Origin of the sequence: Streptomyces lincolnensis, assembly GCF_001685355.1 — a bacterium.
Lineage (GTDB): Bacteria > Actinomycetota > Actinomycetes > Streptomycetales > Streptomycetaceae > Streptomyces > Streptomyces lincolnensis.
This window is the reverse complement of record NZ_CP016438.1, coordinates 4,674,361-4,698,185: the sequence shown is the minus strand read 5'-3', so window position 1 is coordinate 4,698,185 and position 23,825 is coordinate 4,674,361. Positions and strand designations below refer to the sequence as shown.

The 23,825-nt window shown below is 71.6% G+C and carries 25 protein-coding genes; 14 read left to right on the top strand and 11 right to left on the bottom strand.

The features are described 5' to 3' along the window. Window positions 1-78: 78 nt before the first annotated feature. Both SLINC_RS20790 and SLINC_RS20785 read left to right on the top strand, forming a co-directional pair. Complete coding sequence (locus SLINC_RS20790; RefSeq protein ID WP_067435216.1) at window positions 79-708, top strand: TetR/AcrR family transcriptional regulator; 630 nt, start codon at window positions 79-81, stop codon at window positions 706-708. 41 nt (window positions 709-749) lie between these two features. Further along, on the top strand, window positions 750-2,780 hold the full coding sequence (locus tag SLINC_RS20785; protein WP_067435213.1) for a HelD family protein: 2,031 nt from the start codon (window positions 750-752) through the stop codon (window positions 2,778-2,780). A gap of 60 nt (window positions 2,781-2,840) precedes the next feature. Here the strand turns inward: SLINC_RS20785 and SLINC_RS20780 are convergent, their stop codons facing one another. Then, on the bottom strand, window positions 2,841-3,683 hold the full coding sequence (locus tag SLINC_RS20780) for a nitroreductase/quinone reductase family protein (protein ID WP_067435210.1): 843 nt from the start codon (window positions 3,681-3,683) through the stop codon (window positions 2,841-2,843). Between the two features lie 166 nt (window positions 3,684-3,849). On the opposite strand from SLINC_RS20780, the gene SLINC_RS20775 reads away from it, so the two are divergent. The 5 genes from SLINC_RS20775 to SLINC_RS20755 all read left to right on the top strand — a co-directional run bounded on the left by SLINC_RS20775 (window position 3,850) and on the right by SLINC_RS20755 (window position 7,964). Next, window positions 3,850-4,473, top strand: coding sequence for an RraA family protein (locus tag SLINC_RS20775; protein WP_067435207.1), 624 nt, complete (start codon window positions 3,850-3,852; stop codon window positions 4,471-4,473). A gap of 41 nt (window positions 4,474-4,514) precedes the next feature. Continuing rightward, window positions 4,515-5,060 carry an HAD domain-containing protein gene (locus tag SLINC_RS20770; RefSeq protein WP_067435204.1) on the top strand — a complete coding sequence of 182 codons (546 nt, stop codon included), beginning with the start codon at window positions 4,515-4,517 and terminating at the stop codon, window positions 5,058-5,060. An 82-nt stretch (window positions 5,061-5,142) separates the two neighbouring features. Continuing rightward, entirely contained in the window at window positions 5,143-6,078 is a 936-nt protein-coding gene (locus SLINC_RS20765) for a helix-turn-helix transcriptional regulator (RefSeq protein ID WP_079165138.1), read from the top strand. Window positions 6,079-6,291: 213 nt separating this feature from the next. Beyond that, window positions 6,292-7,185, top strand: a complete 894-nt coding sequence (locus tag SLINC_RS20760) for an oxidoreductase (protein WP_067435201.1) — start codon at window positions 6,292-6,294, stop codon at window positions 7,183-7,185. After that, window positions 7,182-7,964: an SDR family oxidoreductase gene (locus SLINC_RS20755; RefSeq protein WP_079164634.1), complete on the top strand. Its 783-nt coding sequence runs from the start codon at window positions 7,182-7,184 to the stop codon at window positions 7,962-7,964. Before SLINC_RS20760 ends, SLINC_RS20755 begins: the two co-directional genes overlap by 4 nt. A 105-nt stretch (window positions 7,965-8,069) precedes the next feature. Here the strand turns inward: SLINC_RS20755 and SLINC_RS20750 are convergent, their stop codons facing one another. Together SLINC_RS20750 and SLINC_RS20745 are read right to left on the bottom strand one after the other, a co-directional pair. Continuing rightward, on the bottom strand, window positions 8,070-9,296 hold the full coding sequence (locus SLINC_RS20750; protein WP_067435198.1) for a GDSL-type esterase/lipase family protein: 1,227 nt from the start codon (window positions 9,294-9,296) through the stop codon (window positions 8,070-8,072). Beyond that, window positions 9,293-9,886 (bottom strand): TetR/AcrR family transcriptional regulator, encoded by a 594-nt coding sequence (locus SLINC_RS20745; RefSeq protein ID WP_067435196.1) that lies wholly within the window; start codon window positions 9,884-9,886, stop codon window positions 9,293-9,295. Before SLINC_RS20745 ends, SLINC_RS20750 begins: the two co-directional genes overlap by 4 nt. A 111-nt stretch (window positions 9,887-9,997) precedes the next feature. Here SLINC_RS20745 and SLINC_RS20740 point away from each other — a divergent pair, with 111 nt between their 5' ends. Next, window positions 9,998-10,768, top strand: coding sequence for a class I SAM-dependent methyltransferase (locus tag SLINC_RS20740; RefSeq protein WP_067435193.1), 771 nt, complete (start codon window positions 9,998-10,000; stop codon window positions 10,766-10,768). A 7-nt stretch (window positions 10,769-10,775) separates the two neighbouring features. On the opposite strand, the gene SLINC_RS20735 is transcribed toward SLINC_RS20740, so the two are convergent. Then, a complete protein-coding gene (locus SLINC_RS20735; protein ID WP_067435190.1) occupies window positions 10,776-11,252 on the bottom strand; it encodes a DUF3592 domain-containing protein in 477 nt (158 codons plus the stop codon). Window positions 11,253-11,498: 246 nt separating this feature from the next. Here SLINC_RS20735 and SLINC_RS20730 point away from each other — a divergent pair, with 246 nt between their 5' ends. Beyond that, window positions 11,499-12,158 carry an alpha/beta fold hydrolase gene (locus SLINC_RS20730; RefSeq protein ID WP_107406649.1) on the top strand — a complete coding sequence of 220 codons (660 nt, stop codon included), beginning with the start codon at window positions 11,499-11,501 and terminating at the stop codon, window positions 12,156-12,158. 60 nt (window positions 12,159-12,218) lie between these two features. Here SLINC_RS20730 and SLINC_RS20725 read toward each other — a convergent pair whose 3' ends face one another. Continuing rightward, on the bottom strand, window positions 12,219-12,698 hold the full coding sequence (locus SLINC_RS20725; RefSeq protein ID WP_237282001.1) for an NUDIX hydrolase: 480 nt from the start codon (window positions 12,696-12,698) through the stop codon (window positions 12,219-12,221). Window positions 12,699-12,739: 41 nt separating this feature from the next. Next, window positions 12,740-13,645, bottom strand: coding sequence for an aminoglycoside phosphotransferase family protein (locus SLINC_RS20720; protein WP_067435184.1), 906 nt, complete (start codon window positions 13,643-13,645; stop codon window positions 12,740-12,742). A gap of 394 nt (window positions 13,646-14,039) precedes the next feature. On the opposite strand from SLINC_RS20720, the gene SLINC_RS20715 reads away from it, so the two are divergent. The 3 genes from SLINC_RS20715 (at window position 14,040) to SLINC_RS20705 (ending at window position 15,819) form a co-directional block, all read left to right on the top strand. After that, complete coding sequence (locus SLINC_RS20715) at window positions 14,040-14,615, top strand: helix-turn-helix domain-containing protein (RefSeq protein WP_067435181.1); 576 nt, start codon at window positions 14,040-14,042, stop codon at window positions 14,613-14,615. A 77-nt stretch (window positions 14,616-14,692) separates the two neighbouring features. Then, window positions 14,693-15,358 carry a hypothetical protein gene (locus SLINC_RS20710; RefSeq protein ID WP_067435178.1) on the top strand — a complete coding sequence of 222 codons (666 nt, stop codon included), beginning with the start codon at window positions 14,693-14,695 and terminating at the stop codon, window positions 15,356-15,358. Between the two features lie 128 nt (window positions 15,359-15,486). Beyond that, complete coding sequence (locus tag SLINC_RS20705) at window positions 15,487-15,819, top strand: DUF2516 family protein (RefSeq protein WP_079165137.1); 333 nt, start codon at window positions 15,487-15,489, stop codon at window positions 15,817-15,819. Between the two features lie 129 nt (window positions 15,820-15,948). Here SLINC_RS20705 and SLINC_RS20700 read toward each other — a convergent pair whose 3' ends face one another. From SLINC_RS20700 to SLINC_RS20685, 4 genes are all read right to left on the bottom strand, one after another. Then, a complete protein-coding gene (locus SLINC_RS20700) occupies window positions 15,949-17,403 on the bottom strand; it encodes a PP2C family protein-serine/threonine phosphatase (protein WP_067435175.1) in 1,455 nt (484 codons plus the stop codon). A gap of 316 nt (window positions 17,404-17,719) precedes the next feature. After that, entirely contained in the window at window positions 17,720-18,817 is a 1,098-nt protein-coding gene (locus SLINC_RS20695; protein ID WP_067435171.1) for a C40 family peptidase, read from the bottom strand. A gap of 192 nt (window positions 18,818-19,009) precedes the next feature. After that, complete coding sequence (locus tag SLINC_RS20690) at window positions 19,010-19,822, bottom strand: methylase (protein WP_067435168.1); 813 nt, start codon at window positions 19,820-19,822, stop codon at window positions 19,010-19,012. 489 nt (window positions 19,823-20,311) lie between these two features. Beyond that, the gene (locus SLINC_RS20685) at window positions 20,312-21,106 is read right to left on the bottom strand and encodes a DUF899 domain-containing protein (RefSeq protein ID WP_067435165.1); all 795 of its coding nucleotides are present in this window, start codon (window positions 21,104-21,106) and stop codon (window positions 20,312-20,314) included. Between the two features lie 236 nt (window positions 21,107-21,342). Here SLINC_RS20685 and mshA point away from each other — a divergent pair, with 236 nt between their 5' ends. Continuing rightward, complete coding sequence (gene mshA, locus SLINC_RS20680; protein ID WP_067435162.1) at window positions 21,343-22,680, top strand: D-inositol-3-phosphate glycosyltransferase; 1,338 nt, start codon at window positions 21,343-21,345, stop codon at window positions 22,678-22,680. Continuing rightward, window positions 22,673-23,173, top strand: a complete 501-nt coding sequence (locus tag SLINC_RS20675; RefSeq protein WP_067435159.1) for a type III secretion system chaperone family protein — start codon at window positions 22,673-22,675, stop codon at window positions 23,171-23,173. Before mshA ends, SLINC_RS20675 begins: the two co-directional genes overlap by 8 nt. A 60-nt stretch (window positions 23,174-23,233) precedes the next feature. On the opposite strand, the gene SLINC_RS20670 is transcribed toward SLINC_RS20675, so the two are convergent. Further along, window positions 23,234-23,764, bottom strand: a complete 531-nt coding sequence (locus SLINC_RS20670; protein WP_067435156.1) for a hypothetical protein — start codon at window positions 23,762-23,764, stop codon at window positions 23,234-23,236. Between the last annotated feature and the right edge of the window lie 61 nt (window positions 23,765-23,825).

Here is a 23,825-nt window from a genome sequence, read left to right as displayed (position 1 = left end):
CACGCGTCGGCCGCGCCACTCCTGCGGGGCGCCCGGGCCGAGCGCGGTGACCGTGCCGGGCTGCGTAGGCTCACAGACATGGCTGAGATCGGGCTGCGTGAGCGCAAGAAGCAGCGGATGTACGAGGTCGTGTCGGAGATCGCGATCGGGTTGTTCCTGGAGAAGGGCTTCGACGCGGTGTCCGTGGCCGAGGTGGCGGCCGCGGCGGAGATCTCGAAGCCGACGTTGTTCCGGTACTTCCCGTCCAAGGAGGACCTCGTGCTGTACCGGTTCGCCGATCACGAGGACGAGGCAGCGCGGGTCGTCAGGGGCTCGGACGAGGCGCCGTTGCGGGCGTTGCGGCGGCGGTTTCTGGAGGGGCTGGCGCAGGGGGATCCCGTCACTGGGCTGAATGGTCACCCCGGGGTCCTCGCCTTTCATTCGCTGCTGTACGGCACTCCGGCGCTGGTGGCGCGGCTGTACGGCTATCTGGAGCGGTCGGAGGCCGCGTTGGCAGAGGCGCTCGGTGGTGGGCTGGACGCGCGGCTGGCCGCCGGGCAGATCATCGCCGTACAGCGGATTCTCGCGGAGGAGAACTGGCGGCGGATCGCGGACGGGGAGCGGGTGGAGGAGGTGCGGGCGGACGCGGAGGCGGCCGCGCGGCGGGCCTTCGGGCTGTTGGAGGCGGGGCTGCCGTATCTCGGTGGGACGGAGAGCGTTACCGAGTAAATTATTTAACTCGGTTACGTCATTCCGGTATCCTCCTTAGAATGACGTCAGCACTCCAGGAAGCCCTCCACCGCGAACGCGCCCACCACGCCCTCTGCCGCGCCGCCCTCGCCGCCATGGTCGACGGCGCCCAGGAACACGTCGTGACCGGCGAGGACGTCTCGGCCTCCGGAGCCGACGCCGAAGTGCTCGGGTATCGGTTGCGGAGCCGGGCCAAGGAGATGCGGGAGCTGCCCCAAGGGCCGTTGTTCTTCGGGCGGTTGGACTTCACGGACGACGCCGGGGACCACTCCGGGCAGAGCTACCACGTCGGACGGCTGCGGATCAGCGAGCATCCCGCCGCCCCGCCGCTCGTCGTGGACTGGCGGGCGCCCGTCTCCCGGGCCTTCTACCAGGCCAGCGCCCGGGATCCGCAGGGCGTGGCCGTACGGCGGCGGTTCGGGTGGGCGCCCGGCAGCCGGGGGGACTCCGCCGACCTCACCGGGATGGAGGACGAGCACCTCGCCCAGGGGGAGTCGCGCGTCAGCGACATCGTCACCCAGGAGATCGAGCGGCCCCGCGTCGGCCCCATGCGGGACATCGCCGCGACCATCCAGCCCGAGCAGGACGATCTCGTACGAGGAGATCTGGGCGTGTCCGTCTGCGTGCAGGGCGCTCCGGGCACCGGGAAGACCGCCGTCGGGCTGCACCGGGCCGCCTATCTGCTCTACACCCACCCACAGCGCATCCGTCGCGGCGGCCTGCTCATCCTCGGCCCCAACCGGACCTTCCTGACCTACATCTCGGAGGTGCTGCCCGCCCTCGGCGAGACCGGCGTACGGCAGTCGACGCTCCAGGAGGAGATCGCGCGGCACCCGGTCAAGGGGGTCGACGAGGAGCGGACGGCCGTCGTCAAGCACGACGCGCGGATGGCTCAGGTACTGCGGCGGGCGCTGTACGCACGGGTGTCGGACGGCGGTCCGGTCGACGCCGTCGAGGTTCCCGACGGTTCGTACCGGTGGCGGGTCGACGTCGGGCAGCTCGCGCGGATCGTGGCCGACGTACGTGCCGAGGAACCGCCGTACGGCGTCGGGCGGGAGCGGGTGCGCAGCCGGGTGGTGCGGAGCGTGCAGATGCAGGCCGAGCGGCGGGCCGGGCCGCAGAACAGCGCCTGGGTGCAGAGGGTCTCGCGGGCGCGGGCGGTCAAGGAGTACGTCGACGCCGTGTGGCCGCGGGTGCGGCCGGAGGAGGTGGTGGCCGAACTCCTCAGTGACGAACGGGCGTTGGCGTCCGCCGCCGAGGGAGTGCTGGACGCCGACGAGCGCAAGGCGCTGCTGTGGCCGAGGCCGCCGCGGTCGTGGAAGTCGGCGCGGTGGTCGGCCGCCGACCTGGTGCTCCTCGACGAGGCCGCCGGGCTGATCGAGCATCCCGAGGGGTACGGCCATCTCGTCGTCGACGAGGCGCAGGACCTCTCCCCGATGGAGTGCCGGGCCATCGCGCGGCGCGCGTCCTTCGGTTCGCTCACCGTGCTCGGCGACCTGGCCCAGGGGACCACTCCGTGGGCGGCGCGGTCGTGGGACACGGTCCTGCGGCACCTGGGGAAGCCGGACGCTGCCGTGGTGCCGCTGACCATCGGATTCCGGGTGCCGGCGGCCGTCGTGGCGCTCGCCAACCGGCTGCTGGCGCGGCTGGACGTGGAGGTACCGGCCGGACGCTCCCTGCGCGGGGACGGGGAGCTGAGGTTCCGCGAGACGGCGGTGGCGGAGGTCCCGGACGCGGTCGTGGCCGCCGTACGGGACGCCCTGGCGCGCGAGGGGTCCGTCGGGGTCGTCACGGCGGACGCGGACACGGACCGGGTGGCGGCCGCCCTCGCCGCGGCCGGAATCGCCGCGGCGGGGCCGGACCAGCCGGCCGCCCGTGTGAACCTCGTCCCCGCGAGCCTGGTCAAGGGACTCGAGTACGACCATGTCGTCGCCGTCGAACCCGCCGCGATCGCGGAGTCGGAGGCGCGGGGCCTGCACCGGCTGTACGTGGTGCTGACGCGGGCGGTGTCCCGGCTGGAGGTGGTGCACGGGCGGCCGTTGCCGTTCTGAGCGGTTGCCGTTCAGGCGGGAGAGGCGGGAGAGGAGGGCGCGCGCCGGCCGCCCCGCCCGTCAGGCGACCGTGTCGAGCAGCGGGATCAACTGCTCCTCCTCGTACGTCAGATGGGCCTCCAGCTCGGTCGTGAGGCGCTCGACCTCCGCGCGGGCGGTGGCCCGGTCGGTGTCCTCGGCGGTGACGGCGCGGCGCAGGTCCTCGGCGAGGGCCGCGATCCGCTCGTGCTCCTCGCGCAGCCGCGCCAGCGCGGGGGCGGCCTCCGGGTGGCGGTCGGCGAGGACGGGGAACATGCCGATGTCCTCGCCGGTGTGGTGGTTGTGCAGGCCCTGGCAGAACGTCAGGCAGTTGACGCGGAGCTGGGCGCCGAGCGTCGAGGTGCCGGTGCTCATCTCCTTGCGGATCTGGGCGAGTTCATGACGGAAGGCGTCGTGGACGACCTTGATCGCCTCGCCGAAGGAGCCCGCGTTGATGTTCGGCGGGCCGCCCTGGGCGATCTCGTGCAGGGCGACCACAGGGATCACCCGGTCCGTCTTGCGCTGGTACTCCGCCCAGCCGGGTTCCGCCTCCACGGCCCGGGCGAACGCCTGGTCGCGTTCCTCGCCGGTGAGCACCTCGGCCCGTGCCTCATAGGTGAACGCGCCGGTCTCCACGGTGACCCGGGGATGCGCGAGGAGGTTGCCGTACCAGTGCGGGTGCTTCGGCGCGCCGGCCGCCGAGGCGATGACGAGGATCCGGTCGCCGCCGTCGGGGAGGTAGCCGACGGGAGTGGTGTGCGGGGTGCCGGTACGGGCGCCGGTGGTGGTGAGCAGGATCAGACGGGCGCCTTCGAGCCAGCCGCCCACGCGGCCCTTGTGGGCGCGGAACTCATCGATGATCTGATCATTGAACGGGTTGGGCACGCTGTCTTCTTCTTTCTCTCTGTGGTCGCTGGTTTCCTTTCGAAGCGGCACAGAGAGAGGGCGGGCCCCTGGCCCACCCCGGCCTCACTCAGAGGCCGGGCACCCAACTCGCTCACGGCACAAGGCCGACCCGGCAGTCATGGCACGGGACGGTAGCGTCCTCGGCATGATCGAAGCCACCGAGTTTCTGGACATTCCCACGACCACCCTGGCCGATCTGCTGGGCCGTGAGCAGGTCATGGACATCGGGATACGGCCGTTGTGGGGGCCGGTGCCCCGGATCGCCGGGCCCGCGTTCACCGTACGGTGCCCTCCCGGCGACAACCTCATGCTGCACGCGGCGATCCACCGCGCCGAGCCCGGCTCGGTCGTCGTGGTCGAGTCCGGCGACCTGGACTACGCGCTCGCCGGCGGCAACGTCTGTGCCGTGGCGCAGCGCCGGGGCATCGCCGGCTTCGTCGCCGACGGTCTGATCCGCGACCTCGCCGAGGTACGCGACCTGCGCTTCCCCGTCTACGCCCGCGGAATCATCCCGATCCCCGGCACCAAGGCCGCCGTGGCCCCCCTCGGTGAACCCGTCCGCTGCGGCGGGGTGACCGTCGCCCCCGGCGACATCGTCGTCGCCGACGAGGAAGGCGTCGTCACCGTCCCCGCCGCCCACCGCACCGACACCCTCACCGCCGCCCGCACCAAGCTCGCCAAGGAGGCCACCGAGACGCTGGACGACTGGGAGGCCGCCCATCGATCCCGGATCGACGAGATCCTGGCCAGGGGTGGGTTCCGGGGCTGATCTGCGATGTGCTGGGGCGTCCTGCGGCATCCTGGGCCGTGATGCTGCTCTTTCTCGACGTCGACGGCACACTCCTTCCCTTCGGCGCGGCCCACCCGTACCCGGAGTACGAGGCACGCTTCGCCCTGCCCGAGCAGGCCGGCGCCCACCCGCTGCTGCCCCGTGTCGATCCGGCGCTGGGTGCTCGGCTGGGGGCGCTGGGCTGTGAGTTAGTGTGGGCCACGACCTGGATGGACGACGCCAACACCTGTCTGGCCCCGTGGCTCGGACTGCCTGCGCTGCCCTTGGTGGACTGGCCGGACGAGGACGAGGACGAGGGCGGGGACAAGGGCGGAGTCGGGGGCGGGGGCGAGGCAGACGGTGACACGGGGGCGGTCGGGCTCCACTGGAAGACCCGGCCCCTCCTCGCCCGGGCCGCCGACCGGCCGTTCGTCTGGGTCGACGACGAGATCACCGCCGCCGACCGGGCATGGGTGGCTTCCCACCACCCCGCACCGGCCCTGCTCCACCGTGTGGATCCCCGGTGCGGTCTCACCGAGGCCGACTTCGTCGCGCTGGAGGCGTGGGTTCGGCGGACGAGGGGGTGAGGGCGCAGGTGGTGAGGGTAGGAGTGTCCCGGCCACCCTGGGAGCTCGTGCCGGGTGGGGTGTCCGGCCTAGCCTCGTGGGCATGGACACCGACACCGAGAACCTGCTGGGGCAGTTCCTGCGGGCCCGCCGCGAGCGGCTCCGGCCGGAGGACCTCGGTATCCGGGCGGACGGCCGCCGCCGCGTGGCCGGGCTGCGCCGCGAGGAGGTCGCGCAGCTCGCCGGTGTGAGCACCGACTACTACGTGCGGCTGGAGCAGGGGCGCGAGCGCCATCCGTCGGTCCAGGTGGTCGAGGCGCTGGCCCGGGCGCTGGAGCTGGAGGAGGACGCGGTCGCACACCTGCACCGGCTCGCGCTCCCGACACCCCGGAGGCGACGCCCGGCCGCCCGGCGCGAGCGCGTCAGCCCGCACCTGCTCAACATGATGGCGGCCTGGCCCCGGACACCCGTCGTGGTGCTCGACCGCTGTCTCGCCGTACTGGCCGCCAACGCCCTCGGCACCGCCCTCTTCGACGGCCACACCTACCGCGACGACCTGGTCCGGCTGGTCTTCCTCGACCCCGACGCGCGTGACTTCTACCCGGACTGGGACCGGGTCGCGGCCAGCACCGTCGGCGGTCTGCGCGCGGCCGTCGGCACCGACCTCGACGATCCCCGCCTCGTCGAGGTGGTCGGTGAACTGTCGCTCAAGAGCGAGACCTTCCGTCGGCTGTGGGCCCGTCACGACATCCGCCAGAAGACCCACGAGACCAAACGCTTCCGCCACCCCGTCGTCGGTGAACTGACCCTGCATTACGAGTCGTTGACCGTGAACAGCGCCCCCGGCCAGCAACTCGTCGTCTACCACGCCGACCCGGGCAGCCCCTCCGAACAGGCACTGTCCCTGCTCGGCAGCTACACGGCCGACGACGGTGCTTCCGCCGAAGAGGTCCGGCGACGGCGACCGGGGCAGCCCGCCCCGCAAGAGCCCGCACGACACTCGCCGCACCGGCCTCCGGCGGACCCCGACACGGTCTGACAGCTCGGCTTCCCGGTCCCACCTCCTGATCCCCGGATCCGGGTCCCCACTTCCTGACCTCCACCCACCTGACCTCCACCCCCTGATCTCCACATCCCCGCGCGTCGGACGCCGCCGCGCCATGCCGTCGTGCCCGCAAGTGCCCGCACGACGGCCCCCCCCACACACCACGCACCCCCGGCAAGAGAGCTCCCCTCGGAGAGGCACCACGCCATGACCGTCCACGAGACCCCCACCCACGACACCCCCACCCCCACCACCCCCGTCTGGTTCATCACCGGCTGCTCGACCGGCCTCGGCCGGGCCCTGGCCACCGCCGTCCTGGAACGCGGCCTGCGAGCCGTCGTCACCGCCCGAGACGCCGGACAGGTGGCCGATCTCGCCGCCGAGCACCCCGGCCGGGCCCTGCCCCTGGCGCTCGACGTGACCGTTTCGGAGCAGACGGAGCGGGCCGTCGAGCAGGCGGAAGCCGCCTTCGGTCACATCGACGTACTGGTCAACAACGCCGGCTACGGCTACCTGGCCGCCGTGGAGGAGGGAGAGGACGAGCAGGTCCGCGCATTGTTCGACACCAACCTGTTCGGGCTGGCTGCGGTCACCAAGGCGGTCCTGCCGGGCATGCGCGCCCGCCGCAGCGGCCACATCGTCAACGTCTCCTCGCTCGGCGGCCTGGCCGCGTTCGGCGCCACCGGCTACTACCACGCCACCAAGTTCGCCGTGGAGGGTCTCTCCGAGTCACTGGCCGCCGAGGTCGGTCCGCTGGGCATCGGGGTGACGCTCGTGGAACCGGGCGCGTTCCGCACGAACTGGTCCGGCCCCTCCATGCGCCAGTCGCGGATCCGCATCGACGACTACACCGATACCGCCGGCGCCCGACGCGCGGCCACCCTCGCCACCTACGGCCGCCAGCCCGGCGACCCGGCACGTGCCGCCGAAGCGATCATCACGGCCGTGGGCGCGGACGCCCCGCCCCTGCGGCTGCTGCTCGGCCAGGTCGCCTACGACATCGCCTCGGCCCGCCTCGACACGCTCAGGACCACCTTCGACACCTGGCGCGATCTCACACTCAGCGCCGACTACCCCGCCACCGAGGAGAAGACCGCATGACCACCACACCGGCTTCCGCCATCACCCCTTCCGATACCACCCCTTCTGATACCACCCGTTCCAAAACCGTTCTGATCACCGGCGCGAGCAGCGGCATCGGCCGGGCCACCGCGCTCCGGCTCGCCCGCGAGGGCCACCAGGTGGTCCTGGGCGCCCGCCGCGAGGACCGCCTGGCGGAGATCGCGCGGGAGATCGAGACCGCGGGCGGCAAGGCCGACGTGCACCGCCTCGACGTGACCGACCGCGAGGACGTCGTCGCTTTCGCGGACGCCGCCGTCGAGCGGCACGGCCGGATCGACGTCGTCGTCAACAACGCCGGAGTGATGCCACTGTCCCGGCTGGACGCCCTGCTCACCGACGAGTGGGACCGGATGATCGACGTCAACGTGCGCGGTCTGCTGCACGGCATCGCCGCCGCCCTGCCGCACTTCCAGGAGCAGGGAGGCGGCCACTTCGTCACCGTCGCCTCCATCGGCGCCCACCAGGTGGTGCCGACGGCCGCGGTCTACTGCGCCACGAAGTACGCCGCCTGGGCCGTCACCGAGGGCCTGCGCCTCGAACTCGACCCGAGCATCCGCGTCACCACGGTGTCCCCCGGTGTCGTGGAGTCCGAACTGGCCGACTCCATCAGTGACCCGCTCGCACGGGACGCGATGCGGACCTACCGAGCCGACTCCATCCCGCCGGACGCCATAGCCGACGCCATCTCCTACGCGATCGCGCAGCCGCCCGGCGTGGACATCAACGAACTGGTCATCCGCCCGACCCGGCAGCGCTGAGCGGAAGCCGGACCTGCGCCCACCTCGGACCCACGCCCACCTCGGACCCACGCCCACCTCGGACCCACACCCACCTCCGACCTGCGCCCACCTCGGACGTCCGAGTCACCCGGCCATGCCGGCACTGCCGTCCCTGAAGTCGCCCTCGCCGAAGGGTCCTTGGCCGGAGAACACCAACCCGGCGAAGCGTTCGCCCATGCGGCGGTGGGTGGCGGCGTCCGGGTGGAGGTCGTCGGGGAGGGGGAGTTCCGCGGCGTCGGCCTCGCCGTAGAGGTCGCGGCCGTCGAGGTGGTGGAGGTGGGGGTCGTCGGACGCCCGCTGCTTCACGATGCGGGACAGCTCGTCCCGTATGACGCCCAGGGTGAGTTTCCCGCTCGCGCGTTCCGCCGGATCGCCCATGGCCACGAACCGCAGCCGCCCGGAGCTGATGGCGCTGAAGTCCGGGGCGCTGGGGCCGGGTGTGTCCTCGTGGATGGGGCACAGGATGGGCGAGACGACCAGCAGGGGAGTGGTGGGGTGCCCCTCGCGGATGGTGTCGAGGAAGCCGTGGACAGCCGGGCCGAAGGCGCGCAGGCGCATCAGATCGGCGTTGACCAGGTTGAGGCCGATCTTGACGCTGATCAGGTCGGCGGGGGTGTCGCGCAGGGTGCGCGCGGTGAACGGGTCGAGCAGGGCGCTGCCGGCCAGGCCCAGGTTGATCAGTTCCACACCGCCGAGGGAGGCGGCGAGGGCGGGCCAAGTGGTGGTGGGGCTCGCGGCGTCGGAGCCGTGGCTGATCGAGCTGCCGTGGTGCAGCCACACCCTGCGGCCCGGATCCCGGGCGGGTTCGACGGGGGCGTCGGTGCGCAGGGCGATGAGCTCGGTGGTCTCGTTGTGCGGCAGCCAGATCTCGATGTCCTTGGCGCCCTCGGGCAGACCCGTGAAACGGCGGGTGCCGGCCGGCCCGGACCGGTGCTCGGCCGTCCCTGCGGCCATGTCGATGGTCAGGGTGTGGCCGCCGCTCACGCTGCCCCGGCCGGCCGGGCGGCCGTCGACGAGCAGGTCGTACACACCGTCCGGCCGGGGCGGGGCACCCACATAGACGCGCTTGGTGGGCCGTGTGTCCAGCTCCACGGCGGTGGTCCGGCTGCGGAAGGCCAGTCGTACGCCTGACGGCTGGGACTCCGCCATGGCCAGCTGCGGGTCGGGACACTGGGCGCGCGCCCAGGCCGGCAGCCGGTGCGGCAGGACACCGTCCTCGGTGCGCTCCACGTCGAGGGCGCCGCGCAGGAGCTCCGCGGTGACGGGCGTGGTGATCCAGTGGTGGCCGGTGTTCTGGTGGTCGGTGTTCATTTCTCCCGGGCTCCTTCCGGTGGCACCGCGGACCAGTTCCGCAGCAGGGTGTCGAGGGCGTCGAGGATCCGTGACCAGCTCTCCTGCGAGTCGGGGGCGCTGTGGCTGAACCCGCCCGCCAGTTCCAGGTCGACGTAGCCGTGGAAGACGCTGCCCAGCAGGCGGACCGCGTGGGTCTGGTCCGGCTCCGGCAGGTCGTAGCCACGCAGGAGGGCGCGTGTCATCTGGGAATGTCTGATGCCCGCGCTGGCGGCGGCCTCCGCGGGGGTGAGTCTGAACTGGGCCGCGGCGTAACGGCCGGGATGCTCCCGGGCGTAGTCGCGGTAGACGTCGGCCAGGGCGATCAGGGCGTCCTTGCCGGCCCGCCCGGCCAGGGCGTCGGCGGCCCGGTCGGCGAGTTCCTCCAGGGAGAGCAGCGCGATTCTGGCCTTGAGGTCACGTGAGTTCCTCACGTGCGAGTACAGGCTCGCGACCTTGACGTCGAACCGCCGGGCGACCTCCGAGACGGTCACCTCCTCGAAGCCGACCTCGTCCGCCAGCTCCGCCCCCGCGTGGGTCAGACGCTCCGGGGTCAGTCCCGCACGCACCATAACAACCCTCCTATTCACCTGAGTCGATTATGCCCATGCCTAAAGCTTTTAGGCAACCAGTCACGTCATTTTGGTTCGAGTCCGTGCCCGCGTCCCCCGTACCGTCGGCCCATGGCTGACGAGTGCTTCGGGCATCCACGGCTCGCCGCGATCTACGACGCGCTCGAACCGGACCGCGCCGATCTCGAGGCGTACGTCCGCATGACCGAGGAGTTCGGGGCCCGCCGGGTGCTGGACATCGGCTGCGGGACCGGGATCCTCGCGCTCCTCCTGGCCGGCCGGGGCGTCGAGGTCGTAGGCGTCGATCCCGCCCGGGCCTCCCTCGATGTGGCCGCCGCCAAGCCCGGCGGCGAACGGGTGCGCTGGATCCACGGGGACGCGACGGCGCTGCCACCGCTCCGCGTCGACCTGGCGACCATGACGGCGAACGCCGCCCAGCAGATCACCGACCCGGAGGCGTGGCGGCAGACCCTGCGGGGTGCCTACGGCGCCCTGCGGCCTGGCGGGCGCCTGGTCTTCGAGACCCGCGACCCGGCCCGGCGCGCGTGGGAGGAGTGGGACCGCGAGACGTCGTACGCCGTGACCGAGATCCCCGGCGTCGGCCCCGTGGAGACCTGGGTCGACGTGATCGAGGTGACCGGCCCGCTCGTGACGTTCCGCTGGACCTACGTCTTCGCCGCGGACGGTCGGGTGCTGACCTCGGAGTCGACCCTGCGGTTCCGCGAGCGGCGCGAGGTCGAGACGGAGCTGGTCGCCCAGGGGTACGTCGTGGAGGGCGTCCGTGACGCACCCGACCGGCCCGGCAAGGAGGTCGTGTTCGTCGCGCGGCGGCCCGAACAGGCTTTCGATGCCGTGGAATCAGGGCGGGAATCAGGCGTGTGACAGGCGCCTAGGAACGCCGGCGCCCCACCATCGCGACGGCCGTCCCGATCCCCGCGATCACCAGCCCGAGCCCGCCGAAGATCAGTGGCAGCAGCCACAGCGAGGCGAACCCGTTGATCTCCGCGTCCTCGGGGGAGTCGGCGCGGTACAGCACCTCGACCTGGTCGCCCTTCTCGTACGAGGGCGGATTGGAGCCCGTGGTGCTCCGGAACGTCCTGTGCGCGCCGTCCGCCGAGGTGAACTCGACCACCGGGTACGCCGAGGGCTTGTCGGGCACCCTCGTCCTGCGGGACACGCCCCCGTTGCTGTCGTCGTCCCGCCACTCCAGCGCCACCACCGTGCCCTTGGCGCGCTGTGCGTCCGCCAGGAGCGAGATCGACTTCCCCGTCAGGATCAGTCCGATGATCAAGAACACCGACCCGAACGCGATCAGCCCGAACGCGACCCACCGGCGGACGCCCCACTCCCGCACCTGAACCTGCACGACGTCCCTCTCACTCGTCCGGAGTCAGAGGGACGCTATCCCAGAGCGGCGCGGCCGCTCGGCCCAGCCCTCGACTCGGCGCCTTGGCTCAGCCCTCGGCCAGCCCTCGACCCAGCCCATGCCTCAGCTCTTGCCTCAGCCCTTGACGGCCTCCCCGATCCGCGGCGCGGCCTGGTCGGGTGTGAGATGCGTGGCGTCCCGGCGCTAGGCTCACTGGCCTGTCGCCGACCTGAGGAGGCGGGCGAATTGGCCGCCGTGGTGCTCGTTCACGGCCTGTATCACCGTCCCGAGCACTTCGACGTAGTGGCAGACCGCTTGCGGACCGCGGGAACCCACGTTGTCGTTCCCGAGCTCCACCGGGGCTCATTGCCCGACGACACGGCAGCGGTCCAGGCGGCCATCGACTCGCTGCACGAGCCTCCGCTCGTGCTCGGTCACTCCTACGGCGGATCAGTGATCACCGGGGTGCGCGGAGCGGGACACCTGGTCTATCTGGCGGCCTTCGTACCGGACGCCGGCGAGAGCGCGACCAGTCTGGGCGGGGCGTCCCCGCGGCTCCAGGACGCGATCACCCCCGAGCCCGACGGCTCGACCAGCCTGCACCCCGACCTGGCTGTCGACACCCTCTACGGCGACTGTCCCGAACCCCTTGCCGCCCGGGCGGTCGGCCTCCTGCGTGCGCAAGCCCCCGGCTGCGGGCGAGGAGTCCCGGAGCACCACAGCTGGAAGCACACCCCCTCCACCTACGTCGTCTGCGCGCAGGACCGGGCCATCGACCCGGGGCTGCAACGGAGGATGGCCTCGCGCTGCACCGACGTGCGCGAGTGGCAGACGGGCCACTCCCCGTTCGTAGGACAGCCCGACCTCGTCGTTGACCTCCTGCGGCAATTGCTCGGTGGCGCTTGAGGCGGTGTAGTCGGGTGTAGTCGGTCTTGTCGCTCGCCACTCCCGAACCATGTGCGAGCCCTACTCCGGATCAGTGTCTTCGTTGAAATCGCCCAGATGCACAGGCACAGGCACAGGCCATCGGTCGAGTTGGACGGTCGCCAGCAGGTCCGGCAGGAGAGAAGCCATCTTCTTCGGCCGAACGGTCTCCGTGGTGCCGGCCAGTTCCGTGATCGACCACCAGCGATGCCCGTAAAGGGCCTCTTCCGTCCGGATGTTCATCGCGCGCGCCTCATGTGGGGCGACACGGGCAAGACGGTATTCCTCGTACTGGTCAAAGCCCCGGCCGTCGACGCTGAAGATCGCCTGCCGGGTCCAGACGACGGGGCTCAACCGCCCGACAGGAAGTGACAGAGCCGTCTCCTCCCACACCTCGCGCACAGCGGCCTGGAGGTAGTCCTCGCCTTCCTCGACGCCGCCACCGACGGTGAACCACCATCTCGCCCCCGGACTGCGCGGATCACGACCGCACAGCAGCAGTAGTCGGTCATCGTCGTCCACCAGGAGAACTCGGGACGTCCACCGCTCCGTCAGCGTCATGTCTACGTCAGACCGTCTGCCAGAACGCGGTCGAGCGCTGCCCGGCCGGCGGGTCCCCATGTCGGCTTGCCGCCGGGAAGGCCCCGGTCTCCGGCCTGGCCCATGAGCATGAGGAACAGGCTTTTCATGGCAGCCAGCCCGCGGGCGCGCCGGATCGTCGCCTCGTCCGCATGCGCGTACGCGTCGAAGAACCGTGAGGCGGCGCCCGAGGGAAGGAGCACCCACGCGGCCGCGAGGTCCCACGCCGGATCGTCGGCGAATATGGAGTCGAAATCGATCACACCCGAGAGCGTCCCGTCCGTGACCACGACGTTCGCGGGATGGAGGTCGCCGTGCAGCCAAACCGGCGGGCCCTCCCACTCGGGTGCCGCTACGGCGTCGTCCCAGACGGCCCGGACGTCGTCGGCGGCGATGGCGCCAGGGTCAACGGCTTGCAAGAACCTCTCGAAGCCCTCCGTGCACTCCTTGGGGTGACCGCCGCGGTCCGACATGCTGGGCGCGTCGGCGGGCGCCTCCACATGGAGCGCCCTGAGGAAACCCGCCAGAGTGTCGGCCGCGTGGTCACCGCGGCTGATCGGGGCGTGGTCCAGCGGCTCGCCGGGAACCCACGTCATCACGGTCCAGTGCTTGGGGAAGCGCGCGGACGGTTCACCGTTCCGCACCGGGGTCGGCACCGGGAGCGGCAGGCGCGGGGCCAGGACGGGCAGCCATCGGCGCTCCTTGAGCTGGAGCTCCGGGGTGGGGGTCATACGCTGCATGCGTACGGCCAACTCGTCCCCGAGCCGCCACATTTGGTTGCCCCAGCCGCCCGCCACCTCACGAATGGCCAGCCCCGCCAGGTCCGGATGCTGCTCCCGCAACAACTCGCGGACCAGGTCTGCGGTGATCTCGATCTCGGAGTCGGTCATGCGGAGCCACAGTAGTGGGGCGGGCGAGGCGGCTCCCGCTCTCCAGAAGATCCAGCCACTCGATGTCCGATCCCGCTGGATCTGAGGCGCGGCGACGCCTTGACCTGGATGCCTCGCTTTGAGCGAGGCCCTCCGGGCGGGCCCGTCTCGCTGAAAGTGGGGCATCCAGGCGTCAGTCATGACCTCACGCGGCAACTCCCCTGCGTCAGGTGATTGGTGACCTGCGCGGTGTCCCGCTCGGTCCGAGGCACCCGTGCAGATACCTCGGACCGAGCGGGACTGCCTCACCTTCAGCGAGACCGGACACTCGACCTTCGCTCGGTCACACGTGGCATAGCGCACTTTTGCAAGCGGCTGCTTGCAATAGTTAGCGGGGATGGTGCAAGGTGGGGGCATGGCAACGCTCAACGTCGGCAATCTCGGTGAGTACCTGCGCGAGCAGCGGCGCAACGCGCAGCTGTCGCTCAGGCAGCTCGCCGATGCCGCCGGGGTGTCCAATCCGTATCTGAGCCAGATCGAGCGCGGGCTGCGCAAGCCGAGCGCGGAGGTGCTCCAGCAGGTCGCCAAGGCGCTGCGGATCTCCGCGGAGACGCTGTACGTGCGGGCCGGCATCCTCGACGCCGAGCGGGACCGGGACGAGGTGGAGACACGTGCCGTCATCCTCGCCGATCCCACGCTGAACGAGCGGCAGAAGCAGGTGCTGCTCCAGATCTACGAGTCCTTCCGCAAGGAGAACGGGTTCGAGATCGCCACCATGAGCACGGCGGACACCTGGGACGGCGGCGGTACGGCTGTGAGCGACCCCGCCGCGGACGACACCGTCGCGAGCGGCAGCCCTACGGCGAGTGGGGGCGAGCCCGCCACCACGCGCCGTACCCGTAGGACCGAGAAGAACGACCGGGCCGACCAGAGCGACAAGGCCGGTAGGAACGACGGCGGCGACGCCGACCCGCAGCAGACGGCCAGTTGAGCCGGACCAGGGCACCGGCCGCCCGACTGCGGACCCCAAAACCCTCAGCCGAAAGAGAATCCGGGAGGACCATCACCATGGCCATCACCGACGACCTGCGCAAGACCCTCAGCGACCCGACTCCGCTCTATTTCGCCGCCGGTACCGCCGACCTGGCTCTTCAGCAGGCCAAGAAGGTGCCCGGCCTGGTGGAGCAGCTGCGCGCCGAGGCCCCGGCCCGTATCGAGGCCGTTCGCAACACCGACCCCAAGGCCGTCCAGGAGAAGGCCCAGGCGCGTGCCAAGGAGGCCGCCGACCGTGCCAAGGAGGCTCAGGAGAGCATCCAGACCAAGGTCGGCGAGTTCATCGGCACCCTCGACGGTGACCTCAAGAAGCTCGGCAGCACCCTCGACGCGGACCTGAAGAAGCTCGGCGAGAGCGCCCAGGACTTCGCCCTGCGCAGCGTCGGCGTCGCCGCCGAGTACGCCGTCAAGGCCCGTGAGACCTACGAGAAGGTCGCCGAGCACGGCGAGCAGACCGTGAAGACCTGGCGCGGCGAGGCCGCCGAGGAGATCGAGGAGCTGGCCGTCGCGGTCGAGCCGAACCCGGAGCCGGCCCCGCAGCCGGTCGAGGTCAAGGCCGAGCCGAAGCCCGCCGAGGCCAAGGCCGCGCCCGCGCCCGCCCCCGCGAAGAAGCCCGTCGCGAAGAAGGCGCCGGCCGCCCGCAAGACCACCGCCAAGAAGACGACGCCGCCCGCCAAGTAAGGCGTCGCGGTACACGGCCGGGCCGGGCACTCCAGGAGTGCCCGGCCCGTTGTCCGGGTAGCGGTCCTGCCGGACGGGTACGGTGACCGCGTAGGGACGAGCCGACTCGGGTGGTGGACGTAGTGCTGATGCAGGGCTTCGCAAACTTCATGTGGCTGCTGAGCATGGCTCTGATCGTGTTCAGCGCCTTCGCGCTGCTGGACGCCGTCACGCGCCGCGAGGACGCCTACCGCGCGGCCGACAAGAAGACCAAGCCCTTCTGGCTGATCATCCTCGGGATCGCCTTCGTGGTGAACCTGATCTTCCCGATCCTGTCGTTCCTGCCGATCATCGGTCTCATCGCGACGATCGTGTACATGGTCGACGTACGACCGGCCATCCGCAGCCTTCCGGGCGGCGGCCGCAGCAGGCGGGGTTCGAGCAGCGACGGCCCCTACGGCCCGTACAACGGCGGACGCTGAGCGAGCCCACGAAGGACGCCCCCGCGCCCCCGCGCCCTCGCGCCCTCGCGCCCTCGCGAAGGACAATCCCGCCGAGAACGCAGCAGCTGAACGGCGGGAGTCCGCTCAGGTCAGGCCACCCGGTTCAGGTCAGGCCACCCGGTCCAGCAACACCACCGCCACGTCGTCCGTCAGCTCGCCCCCGTTGAGCTCACGCACCTCGTTCACCGCGGCCCGCAGCAGCTGCTCGCCCCGCAGGCCCTCGGCCAGCTGCCGCCGCACCATCTCCACCATGCCGTCCTGGCCGAGCCGCTCGCCGCTGTCGCCGACGCGGCCCTCGATCAGACCGTCGGTGTAGAGCATCAGGCTCCACTCGCGGCCCAGCTCCACCTGCATCCGCGGCCAGCGCGCCCCGGGCAGCAGCCCGAGCGCCGGGCCGTTGTTGTCGTACGGCAGCAGCCGGGCCGGCCGGCCCGGGCGGGCGATCAGCGGGGCCGGGTGCCCGGCGAGGCACAGGCCCGCGCGGCGGCCGTCGGGCGCGATGTCCACCGTGCACAGCGTCGCGAAGATCTCGTCGTCGGAGCGCTCGTGCTCCAGCACCTGCTGAAGGGTGCCGAGCAGCTCGTCGCCGCACAGGCCCGCCAGCGTCAGCGCACGCCAGGCGATGCGCAGCTCCACACCGAGGGCCGCCTCGTCCGGGCCGTGCCCGCAGACGTCGCCGATCATGGCGTGGACCGTGCCGTCGGGCGTGCGCACGGTGTCGTAGAAGTCACCGCCGAGCAGGGCGCGGGAGCGGCCCGGGCGGTAGCGGGCGGCGAAGTGGAGCGAGGAGCCGTCCAGCAGGGGCGTGGGCAGCAGGCCGCGCTCCAGGCGCCGGTTCTCCTGGGCACGCACCCGGCCCTCGGCGAGTCGCCGCTCGGCCGTGTCGGAACGCTTCCGCTCCACCGCGTAGCGGATCGCCCGGCTCAGCAGCCGCCCGTCCAGCTCGTCGCGGAACAGGTAGTCCTGGGCGCCCACCCGCACCGCCTCGGTGCCGCGCTCGGCGTCCCCGGACGCGGTGAGCGCGAGCACGGCGTGCCGGGGCGCGAGCTCCAGCACCTGACGGAGTACGGCGAGCTCGTCGTCGTTGTCCTCGACGCGGCCGGGGGAGGGCAGCGCGAGGTCCAGCAGGATGCAGTGGACGTCGTCGGTGAGCAGCCGCTCGGCCTCGGTCAGGTTGCGGGCCGTGCGGACGCGGATCGGCTTGCCGGCCGAGTCCCGCAGCTCGGGCACGACCGTGGAGCCGCCCGGATCGTCCTCGATGACCAGCAGGGTCAGCGTGGTGTGGGCACCGGCCGGCGCGGGCACACCGGCGGGACCGGCCGCGACAGGGGCGCCGGTCGGGCCGGTGACAGATGTGGCTGTAGTTGTGGCTGTGGCGGCAGCAGGGCTGATCCGCTCGGCCGTGGAGTCCCCGGCCGGAGTTTCCGTGCACGGGACGTCGGTGTCAGGGGCTTCCGTGCGCCGGGCCCCTTCCTGAGAAGGGCCGCTGCCTGGGAACGCGGCCTGCGCCTGACCACTCTCCACGGCCGGGATCGCTCTCTGCCGCGGTACGGGTACGGGCATTGTCTTGGGTTCCTTCCCTCCCCCCGAGGGCACGGTAGGGCGAGGGGTCTCGACCTACCGACGGGGACCATAGCGGTAGTCGGCGCCGCAACGGAATGGTGTACGGCACGCATCATCGACCCTGGCCGCTGTCATATGCCGTGATCCGTACCGCAGTTGGACAGGTCGGCAACGGTCCGGGGATGACGAAGGTCACGTCCGGCACGGGTTTGCGGGCCGGTTGGGCGTGCCCTGAGTCACATGGCACGGGTCACAGCCGCCCGGATCCGTGTGGTCCGGGCCACCACCGACCCAGCGCCGTGGCGCCCGCCCACCGTCACGCGTCCGGGCGGACCACCCCGAGGATCGGCATCGACCCCGCCCCCGCGACCGTCACGGTCCGCCCCGGACGCGGGGCGTGCACGATCGCGCCGTCCCCTATGTACATCGCGACATGGCTGGCGTCGCCGAAGTAGATGACGAGGTCGCCGGGGCGCATGTCCTTCACGGCGACGCGCTTCAACTGCTGCCACTGCTGTTGCGAGGTGCGCGGGATGACGCTGCCGGCGCTCGCCCAGGCCTGGGAGGTCAGCCCGGAGCAGTCGTACGACGTCGGGCCCTCGGCGCCCCACTCGTAGGGCTTGCCCATCTGTTCCGTGGCGTACTTCACGGCCTTCTCGCCCTGGGTGGAGGCCTTGCCGCTGATGTCGTCGAGGACGCCGGAGCCGAGCCAGGCGGTCTGGGCCTTGAGCGCGGCCTGCCGTTCCAGCTCGGCGAGGCGTTCCTTCTCCTCCTTCTCCAGCTGGTTCTCGAGCTTCTCGGCCGCCGCGATCTGCTTCTCGATCCGCTTCTGGGCCTTCGCCTTGGCCTTGCGGTTCTCCTCCAGCTTCTGCCACTGGGCGGAAGCGTCCCTCGCGTACTGCTCCAAGTCCTGCTGGGTGCGGGTCATTTCCCCGATCAGCGCCTTGGTGCCGCGCTGCCCCTGGAGCACCCGGCCCGCACCGTCGAGAAACTGTTGCGGATCGTCGCTGAGCATCAACTGCGCCTCGTCCGGCAGCCCGCCGCTGCGGTACTGGGCGCGGGCCGCGGCACCGGCGCGGTCCTTCAGCCGGTCGAGCTTCTCCCTGCCCTCGACGATCTTCTTGGCCAGCGCGACGATCTGGGCCGACTGCGTCTCGGCCTTCTCCTCGGCGGCGTTGTACGCGTCCGTGGCGACGGCCGCGTCGTGATAGAGGTCGTCCAGCTTCTGGCGTACGGCCTCAAGGTCCTTGTCGGGCAGAGGAGTCGGGGTGGTGACCGACGCGGGGCCCGGTGAAGTGGTCGGCGTGGGCGTCGGGGTCGGTGCCGCGAACGCCGTGCCCGGTGCCGCCAGTGCGGTGACCGCGCAGACCAGGGTCACGGCCGCTGTGATCAGCCCGCGCTTGCCCGCACCCATAGCTTGCCCCCAAAGCCGATGAATCTGATTTACCGTCAGTAACTTACGGACGCCGGGGGGATCGTGTCACGTATGTACGCAAAACGACAGAGGTCGTGGCTCTCAATGCTCGGTTCCTCCCCTCCTCCCGCCCCCGGCATGACGATCTCCCCGCCTGTGTGACGAACGACTCACCGAGATCGTTCCCAACGGTCACACCCGCGGTGCCAACGCCTCCCACGCCACCGTCACTTCACCCTGCCGCCAGCGCACCGGCCCGTCCGTCACCGGCCAGTCGGCCGCCAGGTCCCGCACCGCCCGGATCCAGCGCTGGCGCGCGCCGTAGGAGGCATAGGGAGCGGCGGCCGCCCAAGCGCGGTCGAAGTCGCGCAGAAAGGCGTGCACCGGTTCGCCGGGCACATTGCGGTGGATGAGCGCCTTCGGCAGCCGCTCGGCGAGATCCGTGGGGCGCTCCAACGACCCCAGCCGCGTCGCGAAGGTCACCGTGCGCGGCCCCTCGGGCCCGAGCGCGACCCACACATGCCGCCGCCCGATCTCATCGCAGGTCCCCTCGACAAGCAGCCCGCCCCGCGATCCCTGCCCGGCCGGAGCCAGCCGGGCACACAACCGCTCCCATACACCGACGACCTCGTCCTCGTCGTACTGACGCAGCACGTTGGCGGCCCTGACGAGACACGGCCGCCCCTCGACCGGGATCTCGAACCCGCCGTGCCGGAACACGAGCCCGTCCCGCTCGTACGGCCTCGCCGCCGCGACCCTGGCCGGTTCGATCTCCACACCGACCACACGCGTGTGCGGCGCCGCGACGCGCAACCGGGCCAGCAGCTCGACTGCCGTCCAGGGCGCTGCCCCGTACCCCAGATCCACGGCCACGGGATCCACGGCCCGACGCAGCTCTGCCCCATGCGTCGCCGCGATCCAGCGGTCCATCCTTCTCAGCCGGTTCGGATTCGTGGTCCCACGCGTGACCGTGCCAACGGGGCGAGTGGCGGCGCGGGGGGTCATGTCTATGAGGGTATGTGGCCGTGCGCTTTGCGGGGTGCGGTGTGCTGTCGTGTGGCGGCTGCGGGTTCGTTGTGGCTGGTCGCGCAGTTCCCCGCGCCCCTAGGGGAGCCGTGGTTGCCGTAGGGCCGGCTGTGCGGGTTTCGACGTTTGGGGTGTCTTGTTCGGTCGTATGGCGGGTGCGGGTTTGTTGTGGCTGGTCGCGCAGTTCCCCGCGCCCCTGGAAAGCGGAAGTCGCCGTCGGGCATGAGGCACCCTCCGGACCGTGGGCGTCTCAGCCGCCCACGGCGGTAAGGGGACGGGGCGGGGGGTGTCCGCCCGCAGCGGCCGGCGTCCAACACGCAGCACAGCTAGAAGACACAGCACCGCCGGACCGAGGACGGAGACCCCCCGCCCCGGCCCCGACCCACCCCACAACCGTGGGCGCTACACACGCCCCCACCGGACCCGCACAGCGCGCCGCGAGGCATCAGACGCCCACAACCGCCACCCCTACCCGTACTCATCCGGCAGCCGTATGCCCGCCCCGCCCACCTCCCGCCCGAGCGGTCGCGCGCGGTCCTTCGGTTCCTCCCAGTGCTCCTGGCGGCCGAGGGCGGTGAGGTCGAGGTAGGGGATGTTGTAGTGGAAGTGTTCGATACCGCGGCCGAACGCGGAGTAGGTGTGGAAGACCTCGTCCCCCACGCGCAGGAACGCGCTGATGCCCGGCCAGTCGCCGCGCAGCTCCGGTGACCAGGGCATTCCCGCCGCGGCGAGTTCGGCCTCGTCGCGGTCGAAGACCCGCACAGGGGCGACACGTTCGTCGACGGTCGCGTGGAAGTCGTAGTTGAAGTCGTCGCCGGCCGAGGAGTACCAGGGAAAGGTCCACCCCATCCGCGCGCGGTACGCGGCGAGCTTCGGGTACGGAGCACGCGACACCGCGGCGAGTGTCGTGCGGCGGGCGTGCAGCTGCCGGAGCCCGGCGATGGTGTCGGCCGCGGAGGAGCAGCTGGAGCAGCCGGTGTCACGGGGGTGTTCGACACCGTCGGCGTCGATGTCGTAGGTCCACATGAAGTGGTGCAGGACCAGCTGGGGCCGCCCCTCGAACAGGTCGAGCAGGCTCACGGAACCCGTGGGGCCAGAGAAGCGGTAGGGCTTGTCGACGCGGACCATCGGCAGCCGCCGCCGCTCCGCGTTGACCCGGTCGCGCGCCCGGGTCAGCTCCTTCTCCCTGGCCAGCAGCTCCTGACGGGCGGCGTGCCACTCCTCGCGTGACACCACCTCGGGCAGATTGCCGTAGTCGGTCATACCTCCAGCCTGCTCCCGACAGCCGCCGTAGGCGAGACCGCGTAGGCGAGGCCACCACCCCTCCCCACTCCGTCAACGTCAACGCACCCTCCCCTCGAACGGTTGAGCGACCAGGGGTAATGCCTAGGCAAAAACCCCCGCGCCCGGAATGGGAACCCCTCCCTCCGATGTTGGACACCCTTGGAGGGCGCCCCACACCCTCCGCCCGGCATGCCCGCAGCAAGGAGGAACGCCACGTGAGCCAGTACGTCAGCAGGCTCCAGCGTCGCTCCCAGGCCGCCACCCCCCGGCTGCGCCTGCACCGCCGCCCCCGCCGCGTCGCCATGCTCTCCGTGCACACCTCGCCGCTGCACCAGCCGGGCACCGGCGACGCGGGCGGCATGAACGTCTACATCGTGGAGCTCGCCCAGCGCCTCGCCGCGATCAACATCGAGGTGGAGATCTTCACGCGGGCGACCACCGGCGGACTCCCGCACTCGGTCGAGCTCGCCCCGGGCGTCCTCGTCCGGCATGTCGACGCCGGCCCGTACGAGGGCCTGGCCAAGGAGGAGCTGCCCGCGCAGCTGTGCGCCTTCACGCACGGCGTGATGCAGGCGTGGGCGGGCCACCGCCCCGGCTACTACGACCTGGTGCACTCGCACTACTGGCTTTCCGGCCACGTCGGCTGGCTCGCCGCCCAGCGCTGGGGCACCCCCCTGGTGCACGCCATGCACACCATGGCCAAGGTCAAGAACGCCAACCTGGCCGACGGCGACACCCCCGAGCCCGCCGCCCGTGTCATCGGCGAGACCCAGATCGTCGCCGCAGCGGACCGCCTCATCGCCAACACCGCCGAGGAGCGCGACGAACTCGTACGGCACTACGCCGCCGACCCCGACAAGGTCGCGGTCGTGCACCCCGGCGTGAACCTCGACCGCTTCCGCCCCGCCGACGGCCGCGCGGCCGCCCGCGCCCGCCTCGGGCTGCCCCAGGACGCCCTGATCCCGCTGTTCGCGGGCCGCATCCAGCCCCTGAAGGCCCCCGACGTGCTCCTGCGCGCCGTGGCGGTCCTCCTGGACGAACGCCCCGACCTGCGCTCCCGCCTCCTCGTCCCGGTCGTCGGCGGTCTCAGCGGCAGCGGCCTCGCCAAGCCGGAGGGCCTCCAGAAGCTGGCCTCCCGCCTCGGTATCGCGGACGTCGTACGGTTCCACCCGCCCGTCGGGCAGGAGCAGCTCGCCGACTGGTTCCGGGCCGCCTCCGTGCTCGTCATGCCGTCGTACAGCGAGTCCTTCGGACTGGTCGCCATAGAGGCGCAGGCGGCCGGCACCCCCGTGCTCGCGGCCGCGGTCGGCGGACTCCCGGTCGCCGTCCGCGACGGGCAGACCGGTTTCCTCGTACGAGGGCACAATCCCGCCGACTACGCGCGCGTGCTGCGCGACTTCGCCGACAGCCCCGAGCTCGCGCCCCGCATGGGCGAGGCCGCCGCCCGGCACGCCGAGTTCTTCGGCTGGGACACCGCGGCCGCCGCCACCGCCGACGTCTACACGGCCGCGACCCAGTCGCACCGCCGTCACGTACGCTCCCACCATGGGTGACACGCAGAAGGCGGGACAGGTCATCGAGGGCTTCCTCAAGGACGCCGAACTCGAATGGGAGAGCCCTGCCGACGGCAACTACGTCGTCAAGCTCCCCGGCACCCGCAAACTGTCGACGACCGTGTCCCTCCTGGTCGGCCGCCACTCCCTCTCGCTGAACGCCTTCGTCGTTCGCCACCCCGACGAGAACGAGTCCGGCGTCCACCGCTGGCTCCTGGAGCGCAACCTCAGGCTGTACGGCGTGAGTTACGCCGTCGACCCGCTCGGCGACGTCTACGTCACCGCCAAGCTCCCCCTGTCCTCCATCACCGCCGACGAGCTCGACCGGCTCTTCGGCCAGGTCCTGGAGGCGGCCGACGGCGCCTTCAACACCCTCCTCGAACTGGGCTTCGCGACCGCCATCCGCAGGGAGTACGAGTGGCGGGTGTCCCGGGGCGAGTCGACGCGCAACCTGGACGCGTTCGCACACCTCACCCAGCGGTCGGCCGACTGACCCGGGAGTTCCGCTCCGCGATCAGGATCCGCGATCAGGATCCGAGGTCAGAATCCGCGATCAGGAGGGGTCCGGGGGCAGCGACGAGGTCGGCCGCGGACCGTCGGTGGGCCCGGGTTCGTCGGTGGGCCGGGGCCCGTCGCTGGGATCGCCCGGCTGGTCCGCGCGGTCCAGCTCGTCGGCGAAGGCCCGCAGCGCGTCGGCCAGTTCCTTCTTCGTCGGCAGCTCGTCGACCTTCCGGTCCAGTTCCGTGATGCGCCGGTTGAGCTCGTCCAGCTCGCTCGGTGCGGACGGCTGGGGATCAGTGGGCTCGTCCGGGTCGGTGGGCTCGCCCGGGCCGGTCGACGTGTCGGGGTCCGTGAAGGTCGGGCTCGGGTCGGCACCGCCGGTCCCGCCGCCTCCGCTCGTGCCCCCGGAGCCCCCGTCCGGTGGGACGGGCACCTCGCTCGCCTCGGTCGGCACGGGAGTGGGCCCCTCGTCGGAGCTCGCCGCGAGGGCGACCCCGCCGACACTGAGGGCTATCAGGGCCGCCGCCCCGGCGACGGCCGTCGAGACCCGTCTGAGCCGCAGGACGCCGGCTGCGGGCGACATATCAGGTTTCTGTGGTTCCGGTGATGTCTGTGTGTCCTCCATGGAAAGGACGCTAACCGCC

Coding starts and splice junctions, on each gene's coding strand:
- SLINC_RS20790 (WP_067435216.1), top strand. CDS start 79: ATGGCTGAGATCGGGCTGCGTGAGCGCAAGAAGCAGCGGATGTACGAG.
- SLINC_RS20755 (WP_079164634.1), top strand. CDS start 7,182: ATGACCACCACACCGGCTTCCGCCATCACCCCTTCCGATACCACCCCT.
- SLINC_RS20700 (WP_067435175.1), bottom strand. CDS start 17,403: ATGCCCGTACCCGTACCGCGGCAGAGAGCGATCCCGGCCGTGGAGAGT.
- SLINC_RS20690 (WP_067435168.1), bottom strand. CDS start 19,822: ATGACCCCCCGCGCCGCCACTCGCCCCGTTGGCACGGTCACGCGTGGG.
- SLINC_RS20695 (WP_067435171.1), bottom strand. CDS start 18,817: ATGGGTGCGGGCAAGCGCGGGCTGATCACAGCGGCCGTGACCCTGGTC.
- SLINC_RS20720 (WP_067435184.1), bottom strand. CDS start 13,645: ATGACCGACTCCGAGATCGAGATCACCGCAGACCTGGTCCGCGAGTTG.
- SLINC_RS20710 (WP_067435178.1), top strand. CDS start 14,693: ATGGCCATCACCGACGACCTGCGCAAGACCCTCAGCGACCCGACTCCG.
- SLINC_RS20770 (WP_067435204.1), top strand. CDS start 4,515: ATGCTGCTCTTTCTCGACGTCGACGGCACACTCCTTCCCTTCGGCGCG.
- SLINC_RS20715 (WP_067435181.1), top strand. CDS start 14,040: ATGGCAACGCTCAACGTCGGCAATCTCGGTGAGTACCTGCGCGAGCAG.
- SLINC_RS20675 (WP_067435159.1), top strand. CDS start 22,673: ATGGGTGACACGCAGAAGGCGGGACAGGTCATCGAGGGCTTCCTCAAG.
- SLINC_RS20670 (WP_067435156.1), bottom strand. CDS start 23,764: ATGTCGCCCGCAGCCGGCGTCCTGCGGCTCAGACGGGTCTCGACGGCC.
- SLINC_RS20750 (WP_067435198.1), bottom strand. CDS start 9,296: ATGAACACCGACCACCAGAACACCGGCCACCACTGGATCACCACGCCC.
- SLINC_RS20745 (WP_067435196.1), bottom strand. CDS start 9,886: ATGGTGCGTGCGGGACTGACCCCGGAGCGTCTGACCCACGCGGGGGCG.
- SLINC_RS20775 (WP_067435207.1), top strand. CDS start 3,850: ATGATCGAAGCCACCGAGTTTCTGGACATTCCCACGACCACCCTGGCC.
- SLINC_RS20685 (WP_067435165.1), bottom strand. CDS start 21,106: ATGACCGACTACGGCAATCTGCCCGAGGTGGTGTCACGCGAGGAGTGG.
- SLINC_RS20740 (WP_067435193.1), top strand. CDS start 9,998: ATGGCTGACGAGTGCTTCGGGCATCCACGGCTCGCCGCGATCTACGAC.
- SLINC_RS20760 (WP_067435201.1), top strand. CDS start 6,292: ATGACCGTCCACGAGACCCCCACCCACGACACCCCCACCCCCACCACC.
- SLINC_RS20785 (WP_067435213.1), top strand. CDS start 750: ATGACGTCAGCACTCCAGGAAGCCCTCCACCGCGAACGCGCCCACCAC.
- SLINC_RS20765 (WP_079165138.1), top strand. CDS start 5,143: ATGGACACCGACACCGAGAACCTGCTGGGGCAGTTCCTGCGGGCCCGC.
- SLINC_RS20705 (WP_079165137.1), top strand. CDS start 15,487: ATGCAGGGCTTCGCAAACTTCATGTGGCTGCTGAGCATGGCTCTGATC.